Origin of the sequence: Salmonirosea aquatica (assembly GCF_009296315.1) — a bacterium.
In the GTDB taxonomy this organism is placed as follows: Bacteria; Bacteroidota; Bacteroidia; order Cytophagales; family Spirosomataceae; genus Salmonirosea; species Salmonirosea aquatica.
The window spans coordinates 2618269-2635043 of record NZ_WHLY01000002.1 but is presented as its reverse complement, the minus strand read 5'-3'; the positions used below and the strand labels follow the sequence as shown (position 1 = coordinate 2635043).

Genomic DNA, 16775 nt, shown 5'->3' with positions numbered 1-16775 from the left:
GGTTTAACAGGTGCTTTCCGTTAAAAAATGGATGGAAAGAAAAGCAATGAGAATTTTATCCAGCGGTACTTTATAGGTTGCAGCTTAGTTTATTGAATCATTCACTTTGTTTATAAATAGTAAGATACACAATGAAAAAAAGAAATCTGTTCATAGCGTTTGTCTGCGCTCTTTTAATAACTCCTTTCTCCCATGCGCAGAGTCTGGAAAAATTCGACGTCACCGACGCCTGGAAAGAAAAAATAGAAAAACTGGCCCCGGCTAAAACGACCTTCCCGACCAAGAAAAAGCACAAAATTCTGCTTTTTTCGCTCTTCACGGGCTTCAACCACTGGGTGGTACCTCACACCGCCGCCATGGTAGAAATCTTGGGCCAGAAAAGCGGCGCTTTCGAGGTGGTACCGAGCAACGACATCGCGATCTTCGAGAAAAACAACCTTAAACAATTCGATGCTGTGGTATTGAACAACAACTGCTCCATCAACCCACGTCGGGATTTGTTTTATGACAAACTGAGCGAAAACAAGTCGCTGTCGGAAGCCGAAGCTACCGCCAAAGCGAAGGAATTGGAAGAAAACCTGCTGAATTTTGTGAAGAAAGGCGGCGGACTCATGGCGCTGCACGGCGGCATCGTGATGCAGAACAAATCGGCGGAGTTCAGCGAAATGATGGGCGGTAGTTTCGACTACCACCCCACTCAGCAACCCCTTACCGTGCGTCTGGCTGATCCTGACAGCCCCATGCTGGAAGCCTTCAATGGCGAGGGATTCACTCACGTGGATGAAGCCTACATGTTCAATGTGGCCTACGCCAAACAAAACTTTCATCCGCTACTGTACATCAACACCAGCGAAATCAAGGGTTTGAAGGGCGAAAATCCCGAACCCAAAAAATACATTTCCTGGATCAAACGCTACGGCAAGGGTCACGTTTTCTATGCTTCGCCCTCGCACAATGCCCAGAGTTATACCGAGCACCCCGCGCTGCTAAAATTCTTTCTGGATGGCATGCAGTACGTCGTGGGCGACGTGAAAGTCGATGAATCACCCCTCAGTTCCAACGGCCAATGATCCATACCATGCGCTGGTTTGGGCCGAACGACCCCGTGTCACTGATGGACCTCCGGCAGGCCGGATGCAGTGGCGTGGTGAGCGCCCTGCACCAGATTCCGGTGGGAGAAGTGTGGTCGGTACCCGCCATTGAAGAAAGAATCCGGCTCATCGAAACCGACAACCACCGTTACAATCCGCTGAAATGGCTGGTGGTGGAGAGCCTACCCGTCCATGAGCATATCAAGAAGGGCCTGCCCGACCGCGACCAGTACATCAAGAAATACAAGCAGTCGCTGATGAATCTGGCGGTGTGTGGCATCAAAACGGTATGCTACAATTTCATGCCCGTCCTCGACTGGTCGCGCACCGCCCTGGATTATACCCTGCCCGAAGGCCAGAAGACGCTGCGATTTGTCTGGGAAGATTTCGCGCTGTTCGACCTCTACATCTTGAAACGGCCCAATGCCGCTGCCGACTACGAGCCCGAAATTCAGGAATCGGCTTTCCATAAATTCCAGAGTATGACGCCGGACGAACTCGCCAAACTGACCGATACCGTCCTTTTGGGCTTACCCGGATCGGAGGAGGCCTTCGATCTGGACGTTTTTCAAGATTTGCTGGATGAGTACAGAAACATTGGCGATCAGCAGCTACGCGAAAACCTATACTATTTTATCAAAGAGGTAGCGCCTACGGCTTCGCAGTTGGGTATCAACCTGTGCATTCATCCCGACGATCCGCCGCGTCCGCTGCTGGGCCTTCCCCGCGTGGTCAGTACCGAAAACGATTTGGAACAATTGATGGCTGCCAGCCCGGTCCGCGCCAACGGCATTACTTTTTGCACGGGCTCGCTGGGTGTGCGAGCCGATAATGGTCTGGTAAAAATAATCGAACGCTTCGGCGACCGTATCCATTTCGTACACCTACGCACCACGCGCCGCGAGTCAGGTACCCGCAATTTTCACGAAGCCCCGCACCTGAACGGCGACGTGGATATGTACGAAGTGGTGAAAGCGCTGGTGCAGGAAGAGCAACGACGGAAAGACGAGGACGAGGTACCTACCCAACTACCCATGCGACCTGACCACGGCTTCCAGATGCTGGACGATTTGAACAAAAGAACCTACCCCGGCTACTCGGGCATCGGGCGGTTAAAGGCCTTGGCGGAATTACGCGGACTGGAAATGGGCATCAAGCGGTCGTTGCAAGTAATTCTGCTGGTGCTGGGTACCTGCTTCGGATTTTCGGCATCAGCCGATGACGGGTACCGTTTGTGGCTCAAATACGATTTGATCAAAAATGAAGCGCAACGCAAGCAATACGCCGGGGCCATAAAAACCATTGTATCCGGCCCCGCCTCACCCATCATGCAGTCCGCGACCGCCGAGTTGCAACTTGGTCTGCAGGGATTACTGGGAAAATCCGTAGCGATTCAACCGACGGCCTCCGGTTCGGCGGGGAACATCATTTTGAAAATCGACCCGACTGAGAAATTGGCCAACGACGAAGGGTACCATCTGTATAAGAAAGGATCTGATTTTGTCATTGCGGCCAAAACCGACAAAGGGGTACTGTACGGTAGCTTCGCCTTTTTACGGCATATTCAGACCGGACAACCCCTAGGCGAACTGGCCGAAACGACAAGCCCCAAAATCCAGCTCCGCATGCTCAACCATTGGGACAATACCAACGGCAGCATCGAGCGCGGCTACGCGGGCGCTTCGCTGTGGAAGTGGTTCGAATTGCCCGAAAACCTTGATCCCCGCTACATGGATTACGCCCGCGCCAACGCCTCCATCGGCATCAACAGCACGGTGGTCAATAATGTCAACGCCAGCGCGCGATTTCTTACGCCCGAGTACCTGCCCAAGGTACAAGCCCTGGCCAATGTCTTCCGGCCCTACGGAATCAAGGTATTCATGTCGATCAATTTCGCGGCTCCCCGCATACTGGGTGGGCTAGGTACCTCCGACCCGCTGGACCCGAAAGTACGGCAGTGGTGGGCGGATAAGACCAAAGAAATATATGCCGCCATTCCCGATTTCGGCGGGTTTTTGGTCAAGGCCAATTCCGAGGGGCAACCCGGCCCACAGGACTACGGGCGCAACCATGCCGACGGCGCCAACATGCTGGCCGAGGCGCTGGCTCCTTTCGGGGGCGTGGTGATCTGGCGGGCTTTTGTGTACAAAGCCGACCCCAATGGTGATCGTTTCAAGACGGCCTATGAAGAGTTCAAACCGCTGGATGGTACCTTCAAACCTAACGCGATGGTGCAGGTCAAGAACGGCCCCATCGATTTTCAACCTCGTGAGCCTTTCTCGCCGCTTTTTGGCGCTATGCCCAAAACGCCGCTGGCGATGGAATTCCAAATCACGCAGGAGTACCTGGGCTTTTCTACCAATTTCGTGTATCTGGCACCGCTCTTTAAGGAATGTCTGGATTCGGATACCTACATCAAAGGAAAAGGCTCGACGGTGGCGAAAGTGGTGGATGGTACCCTGCATAGGTACGACAAAACCGCGATGGCGGGCGTAGCCAATACGGGTTCTGACCGCAACTGGACAGGTCATACGATGAGCCAGGCCAATTGGTATGCCTTCGGTCGCCTGGCCTGGGATCACACCTTGTCTTCGGAAGCCATCGCGCAGGAATGGACTAAAATGACTTTGACCCAGGAACCCAAAGCGCTTGCTACCATCACCGATTTGCTGCTCAATTCCCGCGAGAATTACGTGAACTTTACCACGCCGCTGGGGCTACACCACATCATGGGCGAGAGCCTGCACTTTGGGCCCCAACCCTGGCTGGCCAAAAGCGCCCGTCCCGACTGGACCGCCGTGTACTACCACCGCGCGGCGGCCGACGGAATCGGCTTTGACCGCACCAAAACGGGCAGCAACGCGCTGGCGCAGTACGCTCCCGAAGTACAGGCGCAATGGGGCGATCCCGACACCTGCCCGCTACCCTACCTGCTGTGGTTTCATCATGTGGCCTGGGACAAAAAATTGTCTACGGGACGTACCCTGTGGGACGAACTCTGCCACCGCTACTACGAAGGTACCCAATCAGTGGCTCAGATGCAGAAAGATTGGGCTACGGTAAAACCAGAAGTCGATCCCGAACTTTTTGCCGATGTGGCCGGGCGGCTGGCGGCGCAGCGGCGCGAAGCCCTGTGGTGGCGCGATGCCTGCGTGCTGTATTTCCAGGAGTTTTCCAAAATGCCCATTCCTGCGCCCTACCAAAAACCGGAACGAACGCTGGAAGAAATCAAGAAGATAACGGCTACCTACCAATTGCGGTAAAAATCATTTTAATAAAACTATAGCTATTCAATGCCAGATTCTATTTCATCCGAAGGTACCTCACCGCTTTCCGTTTTTTCTCTCGAAAACAAATTGGCCCTCGTCACGGGGGGCGGCAGTGGCATTGGTTTTCATATTGCCGAGTGTCTCGTGCAGGCTGGTGCCAAAGTCGTATTGACCGGGCGGCGCGAGTCCGTTCTACAGGAAGCGGTCGAAAAATTGGGGTCGCAAGCCGTTTATTTCGTCCATGATATTACGGAGTTAGGTACCATTCCTAAATTAGTGGCCGATATTGAAGAGACCCACGGTCCGCTCGATGTGCTGGTCAACAATGCGGGCATCAACATGAAAAAGCACGCCGTGGAAACGACCGACGCCGACTTTGACCGGATCTTACAAACCAATCTCCACGCCGTGTTTGCCATCACCCGCGAATGTGGTAAACGCATGATTGAACGGAAATCAGGCTCCATCATCATGATTACCTCGATGGCAGCCTTGTACGGCATTGATCGCGTGGTAGCCTACTCGTCGTCCAAATCGGCGGTGGCGGGTATGGTGAAAGCCCTGGCGACCGAATTTTCTCCACATCATGTGAGGATAAACGGCATCGCGCCGGGTTTTATAGAAACCCCCATGATGCTCACCGCCATGAATGGCGACCCGGCCCGCCGCGACAAAGCCATGGATCGCACGCCGATGGGTACCTGGGGCAAGCCCGACGACATCGGCTGGGCGGCAGTTTTTCTGGCATCGAATGCCGCCAAGTTCATCACGGGCATTTCACTGCCCGTCGATGGGGGAAATTCGATAGGTTTTTAAGTGAAACCCAGGGATTTTGGCAGCTAGCAATTGGATTTTTGATTCCATTGAGTTGCCTTTATTGAATTCAAAATACGTAACTACCATTAGCTACCCACTAACCTGAGTCAGTAGCTATTTCCTAAATTTTAACCAAAAATACAATGAAAGGTACCCATCAAAATCGTCGCGCTTTCCTGAAGTCCACCGCCACCGGGACGGCCGGAATCATCGCGGCATCCATGTTTCCGACGATCGTGCCGGCGAGCGTATTTGGCAAGAATGCGCCCAGTAACAAGATCCATATCGGTCAGATCGGCTTTGGCCGCATTTCCAGTGGACACGATCTGCCCGAAACCATGAAAAACGAAGTCGCTCACGTGATGGCTGTCGCCGACCTGGACAAAAACCGGCTGGCGATGGGCAAAAAGTGGATCGAGAAAAAATACGCCGACAAAACGGGTAAGGAGAACTACGTGGACGTGCAGATGTACGACGACTACAAAGAACTTCTGGCCCGGAAAGACATCGACGCTGTCATCATCAGCACGCCCGACCACTGGCATGCCCAACCCGCCATGGAAGCGGCCGTGGCCGGTAAGCACGTCTACATGCAGAAGCCTACCTCGCTGACCATTCAGGAAGGGCGTATGCTGAGCGACATGGTGCAGAAAAAAGGCATTAAATTTCAGCTAGGGAGTCAGCAGCGGTCTATGGATCCCTGGCCGCAGTTCAAGCGTACCTGCGAGCTGGTTCGAAACGGCCGCATTGGGGAGCTGAAAAAGGTTTACATCGGACTACCCGGTGATCCTCCCGGCGGCAACCCTAATCCGATGCCCGTACCCCCCAATCTCAATTACAATATGTGGCTGGGATCCACCCCGGAGGTACCTTATACGCTGGATCGTGTGCATCCACAAGACAGTCTTTCGGGCCGTGGCGGCTGGCTCCGGCTGGAGCAGTTCGGCGCGGGCATGATCACGGGTTGGGGATCGCACCACCTCGACATCGCCCACTGGGGCATGGATACCGAGTTGACCGGGCCGGTCGAAATCGATGGTTTTGCTGCCTTCCCACTGCCCGGCTCGGGCCTGTGGGATGTGCATGGCAGCTTCCTGGTTCTTTCCAAATATGCCAATGGCGTGGTCATGGAAATCGGCGGCGATAATCCCAATGGCATAAAATTCGAAGGTACCGATGGCTGGATTTTCGTGTCGCGCGGTAATGTGGGCGTTACGGCTTCCGACCCCGGCATGGCCGAGTCTGCCAAAGAGAATGAGGCCTTCAAGGCCAGTGATAAGAAAATCCTGGGTTCGGTGATTGGACCCAACGAAATTCACCTGTACGAAAGCCCCGAGCAGCACCGCAACTGGCTGGAATGCATCCAGAACGACAAACAGACGATCAGCCACGTTGAAATCGCCCAGCGTTCCTGCTCGGCCTGTCTTTTGGCGCATACCGCTATGAAGCTGGGCCGTAAGTTAAAATGGGACCCCAAAAAGGAGCAATTTATCAATGATAAAGAGGCCAACGCCATGCTGTCGCGCCCGCAGCGGGCCCCGTATGGTACTACCTACGTGAAGGGGTAGGTTAAATCAACATCTGCGCAAAAAGCCCGGTTCACTTTGACGAACCGGGCTTTTTGCATGAGGGTAGGTACTTTACCGGATTTCAACAGTGGTTAAAAGTCTTATTTTACAGCCTGAATAAATTTGTATATTTGGAAAGACAGAGATTGCTCTTGTATCACTGTCCGCGCGACAGGTACCCTGTACCAAACTGCTGAATTTCCAAACCCTCAACTATTTACCCGATGCAACACTTCTCCCGACTTTCCCTCTGCCTGTTGCTTTCCCTCACTTCACTGCTCGTTTTGGGCCAGAAAAAGGCGGCAACACCCGAAAAAAAGCCCGATGCTTTTTCTACCGAAACCTTTTCGGGCTTAAAATTTCGGTCCATCGGTCCGGCGGTCACTTCCGGCCGTATTTCCGATTTTGCCATCAATCCACAAAACAATAGTGAGTACTACGTAGCCACCTCGGCGGGGGGAGTCTGGAAAACGTCCAACCACGGTGTTACCTTCAGGCCGCTGTTCGACAGCCAGGGCTCGTATTCCATCGGCTGCGTCACGCTGGCACCTACCAACCCAAGTATCGTGTGGGTAGGTAGCGGTGAAAATAACAACCAGCGCTCGGTATCCTACGGCGATGGGATCTACAAAAGTGAGGATGCCGGGAAAACCTGGAAAAATATGGGGTTGAAAAATTCGGAGCATATCTCTGAAGTCATTGTGCATCCCACCAATCCGGATATTGTCTATGTAGGGGCCTACGGGCCGGTATGGAGCGAGGGCGGTGACCGGGGCGTCTTCAAATCCACCGACGGCGGAGCTACCTGGACTAACGTAAAATCGGTCAGCGATTACACAGGCTGCAACGACCTGGTCATGGATCCCCGCGATCCCAATGTGCTCTACGCGGCCTTTCACCAGCGCATGCGGAAGGTGTACACCTACATCGGCGGCGGGCCGGAATCGGCCCTGTATAAATCCACCGATGGCGGCACTACCTGGAAAAAACTGGAAGGCGGCCTGCCCGGCGGCGACATCGGCCGCATCGGCCTGGCGATTAGTCCGGTTAATCCGAACGTGCTATATACTGTTGTCGAGGCTCCCGACGACAAGGGAGGTATCTACCGCTCTATGGATCAGGGCGCGAGCTGGGAGAAGCGGAACCCCTATTTTTCATCGGGCAATTACTACCAGGAAATCACCTGCGACCCCACCAACGTGGACCGTATTTTCATTACCGACACCTACTATAAAGTCAGTCAGGATGGGGGCAAGACCGTCAGTAATCTGGGTGAACTCAACAAACACGTCGATAACCACTGCATCTGGATCGACCCCAAGGATGGCGATCACCTTATGGTAGGTTGCGACGGAGGGGTATATGAAAGCTACGATTTTGCCAAAACCTGGGACTTCAAATCCAACCTACCGGTCACGCAATTCTACAAGGTAGCGACCGACAATGCCTACCCGTTCTACGGGGTGCACGGAGGTACCCAGGATAACCTAAGCCTTGGCGGCCCCAGTCGCACGACTTCGGCCAACGGCATCACCAACGCCGACTGGTACGTGACTTCCATCGGTGATGGCTTCGAAACTCAGGTGGATCAGTCCAACTCGGACCTCATCTACGCCCAGAGTCAATACGGCGGCTTGCAGCGGTTCGACCGCAAAAGCGGGGAGTACCTGTCCATCCGGCCTGTGGAACTGGAAGGGCAGGAAGCCGTGCGCTGGAACTGGGACGCGCCATTGTTGATCAGTCAACACAGCAATTCCCGCCTATACAGCGGCTCCAACCGCGTGTACCGTACTGACGACCGGGGCAATTCGTGGACCATCATCAGTCCAGATCTGAGCCGGCAGACGGACCGCAACAAGATGGAAGTGATGGGCCGCGTGTGGTCGGTGGATGCCATTGCCAAAAACGGCAGTACCGATATCTACGGGCAGCTCACCACCATTGCCGAATCCAAATTAGACCCCGATCTGTTGTGGGTGGGTACCGACGACGGCCTGATTCAGCGGACGACGGACGGAGGGAAAAACTGGCAGAAGTTCGACAACCTGCCGGGGGTACCCAAGCAAACCTACGTGCACCAGATCATCGCTTCGCTGCACGATAAAAACACGGCCTACGTATGCTTCAACAACCACCGTGACAGCGACTTCAAGCCTTATGTATTGAAAACTACGGACAGCGGCAAAAGCTGGAAGGCCATTCAGGCCGACCTACCCGCGCGCGGCAGCGTATACACGATCGCCGAAGACCATGTCGATCCTGATCTGCTATTTGTAGGTACCGAGTTTGGCGTATTTTTCAGCAACAGCGGCGGACAAAACTGGCTCCAATTGAAGGGTGGGCTACCCACGGCGGCCGTGCGGGACATTGAGATTCAGCGCCGGGAGAATGACCTCGTGCTGGCTACCTTCGGCCGGGGTTTTTATATTCTGGACGATTATTCGCTGCTACGCAAACTCAAAAAAGAAGAACTCGATCAAACGGCCCGGCTATTCCCGATCAAAAAAAGCCTGATGTACGTGGAGCGCTTCCCACTGGGTCTGCGCGACAAGGGGCACCTCGGCAGCAGCTACTTTTCCACGCCCAATCCACCCGTGGGCGCGGTGTTTACCTACTACCTCAAAGACGATATCAAAACCTTGAAAGACAAGCGCCAGGAAGCTGAAAAGACCATGCTGGATCGCAAACAGAGCGTATACTACCCCAGCCTCGACAGCCTGCGCCTGGAAGACAATCAACCCGATCCTTACCTGCTCTTTACGGTTAAAGATCAGGCGGGCAAGGTAGTGCGGCATTTAAAAGCGCCCGCCAAAAAAGGCCTGAAACGGCTGGTGTGGGATTTTCGCTACGGTACCCCCGCTCCGGTACAGAACCGCTACACGCCCCAGCCCGACCAGCTTTTCGGCAGCGCCGAAACAGGGTACCTCGCGCCGCCGGGTCAGTACACCGTCTCGCTGGCAAAGTACGAAGATGGTACCCTTACTGAACTGGCCGGTCCGGTTACTTTTGACTGTACCCTGCTGGACCAGAGCAGCCTGCCGCTCAACCCCACCGAGAACGCGGCCTTCAACAGCAAAGCCGCCGAACTGCGTAAGGCCGTCACGGCCGCCAGCGACCTGCTGCGGCAGATGGATACCCGACTCAGCGCCATCGGTACGGCCATTCTGGATATGCCCGCACCCGCCAAGCCCCTATTGGAAACTGCCTACCGACTCAACCAGGAACTCCAACGCCTGAAAACGGACCTGAATGGCGACGATACCCGGGCGCAGCGGCAGTTTGAAACCCTGCCGGGCATCGGTAGCCGCATCGCGGACTTCACCTCCAGCATGAATAGTACCCTGGCCCCGGTGACCCAAACCTATAAGGATTCCTACACCCTGGCCGCCAAACAGTTTACGGCGCTGCTGGAGGATATGAAGAAAATGGATCAGGAAATAGGTACATTGGAAAAGACGCTAGAACTGAACAATGCTCCGTACACCCCCGGCCGCTGGCCGGATTGGACGGGGAATTGAGTAGGGTACCTTTTATTTTGTATTTATCATTAGCCGATATTGTACAACTTCTTAGGCTGTACATTCAAAGCCGGGAGGTATTCTTTTTCTACATCCCGGTTCAGCATTCACCTGTTTGCATCCCAAACTCCTGGAAGTAGATCGACTTTGTGGGCCGCTTTTTAGTACGATGTCGGTTGGTACCTTGGCTGGCTGGACTACTTTATTGAGTCCCGAAAGAAGAATCCAGACCCATTTATCATAAAAAGTGTTGTATGAATTTTCGTTTTTTTACACTACTCGGGTCCGCTGGTGCGGCCCTTGTCGTTTTAGGTCTGCTAGCCTTTATGCCTGTTAAGCCCTCGGACGGGCCATTCGAAAAGCAATCATCCACTCGCCCCAATGCGGCACTCCCCCACATCATTCTGTTTATTTCCGATGATCACGGCTATGAGGATTCCGGCTTTGCCGGGGCCAAAGTCGTGCGAACGCCGAATCTGGATGCACTGGCGAAGGAAAGCCTGCGCTTCACCCACGCGTTCTGCAACACGCCCAACTGTGTACCTTCCCGGGCGGTGCTCAACACCGGACTGATGCCCGCCCGTAACGGGGCGCATCCTAACCATAGCAAAATCAACGCCGGCATAAAGACCCTGCCCGTATACATGCAGACGCTGGGGTACCAGACCATCCTGGCCGGCAAGGACCATGTCTGGCCCCGCTCGGCGTACCCCTACGTGTACCTGAAAAAGAGAGACCAGGACTATCAGGTAATCGATTCGGTACTGGCTGCCTCGGCCAAACCCAACCAGAAGCCGCTGTTTCTGGTGGTAGCCACCGACAACCCCCACGTACCCTGGCCTAATTTGGAAGGCTATGACCCCAAAACCGTGGATCTGCCGCCCTTCATGATCGATACGGACGTGACCCGTGAGGTACGGGCGAAGTATTTTACCGACGTTACTGACATGGACAAGACGCTGGGCCAGTGCCTGGCGTCCATGAAGAAGTATGGCTATGGCGATAACACACTGTTTATTTATACCACCGACAACGGTCCGCAGTGGCCCCACGGCAAGTGGAATCTTTACGATCAGGGCATTCGGGTACCTATGCTGGTGCGCTGGCCGGGCCGGGTGGCACCCAACGCGACCACTGATGCCATGGTACCTTTGCTGGATATTCTGCCCACTCTGCTGGAAGCCAGCGGCGGACAAGTACCGGACGGATTGGATGGCCGGAGTTTTCTGCCCGTGCTGCTTGGTCAAAAAAACGCCCATCGCGATACGATTTTTACCACCTACACGGCCGATACGCGCTACGGGAATTTCAACTACTACCCCATTCGCAGCATCCGGACGCGCGGCCTGAAGTACATCATGAACCTCGAACCAGACCGCACCTACACCACCCACATCACCAACGCCAAGCCGCAAGACGGCCGGGACTACTGGGAAAGCTGGCTCGAGAAGGCGAAGACCGACCCAAAGGCCGCCAAACTTGTGCACGACTACCAGCACCGACCCGCTGAGGAATTGTATGACTTGGACAAAGACCCTTACGAACTCACAAACCTGGCTACCAACCCGGCCAATAAGTCCACCATGGTGAAGTTCCGGCAGGCTATGGTGAACTGGATGGAGGATCAGAACGATCAGGATGGCCTGACGCGCTTTTTTGCCAACATTAAATACAATCCAAAAGCCAATAAATGAAGTGGGCGGGACGTACCTTTATCGGTGGGTACCTTCCAATGAGGTAGCCTATTGGTGAAATCTTCTTTTCTAGGTAAGGGTACCTTAACGCACCGGGACGATCCTTTTTCCAGTTATAGGCAGGGTTATTGTTGTGGTAAGGTATTAATACCTTAGGGAATCCCCAAGGTGGGGCCTGGGTAGGGAGGTTTTAACGGCATTGAGGTCGCTGCTGTCAGGATGTCCCCATGTTATGTTATATTTCGGTCGTTTGTCCCAGTAATTTTTCGAAATTTTACCATGAAAAGGTAGCAGCAGGCACCGACGGGTGCCGGTTTTCTGCCTTATACAACTCTACTAAAATGAAAGTACTTGTCGTTGAAGATGAACCCAAATTGGCTGGCTTTATTAAGCGTGGACTGGAAGAGCAAGCCTGGGAAGTGGATATTGCCTATGATGGACGCATGGGAAAAGCCATGGCTAACTCCAATGCCTACGATGTGCTGGTACTGGATGTAAACCTGCCCTACCTCAACGGCCTCGATCTGGCTATGCTGCTCCGGCAGGACGGCCTAACTACGCCCATCCTGATGCTGACCGCCCTAGGTACGGTAGAGGACAAATTACAGGGCTTCGACTCGGGCGCCGACGACTACCTGGTAAAACCCTTCGAGTTTCGTGAATTCATTGCCCGGCTCAAGGTACTGGCACGGCGGGGTACCCGCACCGATGGCCCCAACCATCTGCTTACGGTGGCCGACCTGGAACTGAATCTAGATGAAAAAATAGCCAGGCGTGGCGGCAAGCATATCGACCTCACCGCCAAGGAATTCGCCTTGCTGGAATACCTGATGCGCAACCGTAACCGGGTGGTATCCCGGATTGATATTGCCGAAAAAGTATGGGACATTCACTTCGATACGGGTACGAATGTCATCGATGTATATATCAATTTTTTACGAAAGAAAGTAGATAAAGAATTCTCCGTCCGGCTGATCCACACGGTAGTTGGCATGGGGTATATCCTCAAAGAAGAATGAACATCAAGGCCCGCCTTACGATGCTGTTCACGCTGCTGGTGGCTTCCATTATGCTGTTTTTCTGTGTGGCTATCTACTTTTTCTACGACCAGTACCGCGAGCAGCAATTTTTTTCGTACCTCACCGAACGGGCAACGACTATTATACGTCTGCTGGAAGATGTCAATGGCATTACCGAAGCAGAAATTAAACAGATTGAGGAGGCCAACAGCGCTATATTGCTGGGAGAAGAAATCACGATCTACGATAGCCAGGATTCGGTGATATTTGACAGTGGGAAAGACCTGTTTCCGATTTCCAAACAAATACTGGAGCAGGTGCGGCAGGGGCAGGAGCAGCAGTTCCGGCAAGGCAACAGGGAAGTCGTGATGCTACGGCACGTGCACGAGGTAGGTGAACCACGCTGGGTAGTGGTGGCCTACGCCACCGACCTGATCGGCCTCAATAAGCTCAACCGCCTACGGGATATACTGGCCCTTGGCTGGCTGCTTAGCCTTATTCTGGTAAGTGGAGCGGGATGGATTTTCTCTAAGGACGCCCTGCGGCCCGTTTCGGAAATCATCGACCAGGTCAACAATATATCGGCGGGTAATCTGCACGACCGTCTGCGGGTAGGGAATGGAAAAGACGAACTGGCCCAACTTTCGATGACTTTCAACCAGATGCTCAGCCGCCTCGAATTGGCTTTTACGGTGCAACGGAGCTTTGTCTCTCACGCCTCACACGAGCTTCGCACCCCGCTGGCGGTCATGATGGGTGAAGTAGAAGTAGCCTTAATGAAAGAGCGTACCGGCGCGGCCTACCAGGAAACCTTATCGAGGGTACTGGATGAAGTGAAAGAACTGAGCGAATTGGTAAATAATTTACTGGAGCTGGCCCGGACCGACGCCGGCCAGACCGCTCTGCGCAAAGTGCGAGCCGACGAAATCCTGTGGCAGGCCCAGGCCCACGTCACCCACAAATACCCCGGCTACGAGGTAGAAATCCGGTACGATCAGGAGCCCGAGAACGAAGAGCAACTTCTTATCAGGGGAGATGAGGGGCTACTCCGCACCGCGTTCATCAACCTCATGGAAAATGCCTGCAAATACTCGTCCAATCAGCAGGCGGTTGTCCGCATAGAAATTGAAAGCAACCGATTGTTGCTGCATTTTCAGGATCAGGGGGTAGGGATTGATGCCGAACACATTCCGTTGCTATTCGACACCTTCTACCGTATTACCACTACGCAGGATCGTAAAGGGTATGGCATTGGACTGGCGCTGGTGAAACGTATCCTGACGCTTCACAAAGGTACCATCGAGGTCACCTCACAGCCCGGCGTCGGCAGCGACTTCAAAGTGATTCTGCCGCTATTTTGATTGGTTTTCAGCCTGTCTTATCGAGTAAAGCTAAGCGTGTTGAAATACTTTCTTGTGACGCTTGCTGTGTCGGCCCCGACTGGGGTACTATGTCTGGCTGGAACAGGTTTTTATGCAATTTATCTGTTTAGCCAGCCCCATTCCCAGCCCAGTACGTATGACCTCACTGCCCGACTTAGCCGCCAAAACAATGCAGGCCCACGAACGGCTGAATGCACACTACGGAGTACAGGAAATATACGGCCGTGCCGATCCCATGCATGAGCTGATCGGTACCATCCTGTCGCACCGCACCACCCATGCCAACGAAGTGACAGCCTACCGCACCATGCGTGAACGCTTTCCGACCTGGGAGGCTGTCCGCGATGCCCCGCTGCCCGATCTTATCGACGCCATCGGCACGGCTACTTATCCTGAGATCAAAGCTCCCTACATTCAGCAGGTACTCATCCGTCTTTTTCAGGAAAAGGGTACTGCCACAATTGATTTTTTGCACGAACTTTCCACGGAGGCGGCCATGAAATGGCTGACCGACCTGCCAGGCGTCGGCCCCAAGACGGCGACGCTTTTGCTGCTCTTCAACTTCAAAAAGCCCTTACTTCCCGTCGACACGCACGTACACCGCGTCACCCAGCGCTTGGGGCTCATCGGCCCAAAGGTGAGCGCCGCCAAAGCACATGACCTGTTGCTCAGGTACTTACCCCGAGATGCCACGGTACTCTTCAATTTCCACAAGCATTTCTACTGGCACGGGCAGCGCGTTTGCACCTGGTACGATCCCAAATGCTCCGAGTGCGTGTTGCGGACGATGTGCGACTATTACCAATCGGGTAAGACGACGGTGCTGAGCAGCACGGTGGGACGGAGGAAATTCTAGTTTCTCTAAGGCTAATCCGTATTGAAAAAGGTAGAGAGTTAGTAGGAAAAGGCTTTCCCAGCTTTTTTATCAGTATCCAGGTGCGCTTCTTACACAACCGTAATGTACGAATGCCACTTGAAATTAATTTTTAGCCTGAATTCATTTCCTTTTGTAAATGGCGCAAGATCTTTGGACGCGTGAGCAGACCATATTAGCCTTTAATTTGTACTGTAAAATTCCTTATGGCACGATTCACGGCCGCAATCCAAAATTGCATGAATTAGCAAAAATCCTTGGCAGATCCCCTGGCGCGGTTGGTCGTAAGATGCAAAATCTGGCAAGTTTCGATCCCTATCACAAAGCAAGAGGTGTCAAAGGTCTTTCAAACGCCAGTAAGCTTGACGAGAAAATCTGGAACGAATTCAATGGCAATTGGAATGATCTGGTTTATGAGAGTGAATTGCTTTTGGCAAAAAAGCAGGATATTCCTATTGAACAGAAGTTTAAAATCAACGAAGATAGATTGGCGTCAAAAACTGGAGAAACCCGTTTACAACTGGTGAAGATGCGGGTTAATCAAAGCTTTTTTCGATCAGTGGTGTTAGGAATGTACAACACTCGCTGCGCTGTAAGTGGGATCAATTTGCCTGATATGCTTCGAGCCAGCCACATTGTCCCTTGGTCAAAAAATAAACAAGAGAGAATCAACCCTGAAAATGGTATTTGTTTGTCAGCACTTTATGATGCTGCTTTTGACAAAGGGTATATAGGAATCGATACGGATTATCGAATAATAATCGCTAACAAATTGAAAAAATACTCGAAGGAGGCTTATTACCAGGAGCAGTTCGGCAAATTAGAGGGTAGGTCTCTTTATCTTCCAGACAAGTTTTTACCCCGACAATCCTTTTTAGAATTCCATTTGAATGAAATTTTTAATAAATGAAGTACGGATGATTTAGATGAAGGTTGAGCATCGAATCGAATACTCAGACCTACAATTTGTGTTTGTACCGTACTACTCCTATTAAATCCATTAATTTGCCAATCCAAATTCACCATATTCCGAACCTTATGAATTCCAAAATAATGCTCCGTTTAATCCTTTTGAGCTTTACTCTCGTTCTGGGCTCACCTTCCATCCGCGCCCAGCAAGGTACCCTCAAAGACCTGGCTTTCCTGGAAGGCCATTGGCTGGGTACCTTCAGCGGCGGGCCCATCGAGGCGGGCTGGACGGCTCCGGCCGCGGACAACATCATCGGGTACATTCGGATGATGAAGGACAACAAGCCCACCATGTACGAGCTGTTTGTGTTTGAACAAACTGACAAGGGACCCGTGGCGATGGTGAAACATTTCAAGCCGGGTATGGTAGGGGTGGAAGAGAAAGACAAGCACGACCATTACATTTTCCAGTCGGCTAAAAAGAATGAAGCGCTTTTCGAAAAAGAGGATGCTTCGGTGCGTATCATTTATGAACGGCGTTCGCCTTCCCAACTCGTGATTCGTCGAGGTAGCCAGAAGGATGGGGAATGGACGTTTGTGGATCTGTTTGTGTTTGAGAAAATTCCCTGATTCTT

General features: G+C 52.9%; 11 protein-coding genes and 1 pseudogene. All 12 read left to right on the top strand.

The genetic code is table 11. The features are described 5' to 3' along the window. Positions 1-131: 131 nt before the first annotated feature. Positions 132-1070, top strand: coding sequence for a ThuA domain-containing protein (locus tag GBK04_RS12060; RefSeq protein ID WP_152759994.1), 939 nt, complete (start codon positions 132-134; stop codon positions 1068-1070). Then, a pseudogene (uxuA, locus tag GBK04_RS30580) lies at positions 1067-2260 on the top strand (mannonate dehydratase); the annotation flags it as partial. The gene GBK04_RS12060 and the pseudogene uxuA, both read left to right, overlap by 4 nt. Beyond that, the gene (locus tag GBK04_RS30575; RefSeq protein WP_373331450.1) at positions 2243-4354 is read left to right on the top strand and encodes an alpha-glucuronidase family glycosyl hydrolase; all 2112 of its coding nucleotides are present in this window, start codon (positions 2243-2245) and stop codon (positions 4352-4354) included. The pseudogene uxuA and the gene GBK04_RS30575, both read left to right, overlap by 18 nt. 30 nt (positions 4355-4384) lie before the next feature. Then, positions 4385-5176: an SDR family NAD(P)-dependent oxidoreductase gene (locus tag GBK04_RS12050; protein WP_152759992.1), complete on the top strand. Its 792-nt coding sequence runs from the start codon at positions 4385-4387 to the stop codon at positions 5174-5176. 143 nt (positions 5177-5319) lie between these two features. Then, on the top strand, positions 5320-6744 hold the full coding sequence (locus GBK04_RS12045) for a Gfo/Idh/MocA family protein (protein WP_152759990.1): 1425 nt from the start codon (positions 5320-5322) through the stop codon (positions 6742-6744). A 224-nt stretch (positions 6745-6968) separates the two neighbouring features. After that, positions 6969-10262 (top strand): VPS10 domain-containing protein, encoded by a 3294-nt coding sequence (locus GBK04_RS12040; protein ID WP_152759988.1) that lies wholly within the window; start codon positions 6969-6971, stop codon positions 10260-10262. Between the two features lie 326 nt (positions 10263-10588). After that, on the top strand, positions 10589-11956 hold the full coding sequence (locus tag GBK04_RS12035) for a sulfatase family protein (protein ID WP_373330915.1): 1368 nt from the start codon (positions 10589-10591) through the stop codon (positions 11954-11956). Positions 11957-12297: 341 nt separating this feature from the next. Beyond that, on the top strand, positions 12298-12975 hold the full coding sequence (locus GBK04_RS12030; RefSeq protein ID WP_152759984.1) for a response regulator: 678 nt from the start codon (positions 12298-12300) through the stop codon (positions 12973-12975). After that, positions 12972-14336 carry a sensor histidine kinase gene (locus GBK04_RS12025; RefSeq protein ID WP_152759982.1) on the top strand — a complete coding sequence of 455 codons (1365 nt, stop codon included), beginning with the start codon at positions 12972-12974 and terminating at the stop codon, positions 14334-14336. The genes GBK04_RS12030 and GBK04_RS12025 overlap by 4 nt, the downstream gene beginning before the upstream one ends. A gap of 157 nt (positions 14337-14493) precedes the next feature. Then, positions 14494-15213 carry an endonuclease III domain-containing protein gene (locus GBK04_RS12020; RefSeq protein ID WP_152759980.1) on the top strand — a complete coding sequence of 240 codons (720 nt, stop codon included), beginning with the start codon at positions 14494-14496 and terminating at the stop codon, positions 15211-15213. Between the two features lie 157 nt (positions 15214-15370). Next, a complete protein-coding gene (locus tag GBK04_RS12015; protein ID WP_152759978.1) occupies positions 15371-16141 on the top strand; it encodes an HNH endonuclease in 771 nt (256 codons plus the stop codon). A gap of 128 nt (positions 16142-16269) precedes the next feature. After that, positions 16270-16770 carry a DUF6265 family protein gene (locus GBK04_RS12010; RefSeq protein ID WP_152759976.1) on the top strand — a complete coding sequence of 167 codons (501 nt, stop codon included), beginning with the start codon at positions 16270-16272 and terminating at the stop codon, positions 16768-16770. Positions 16771-16775 lie beyond the last annotated feature (5 nt).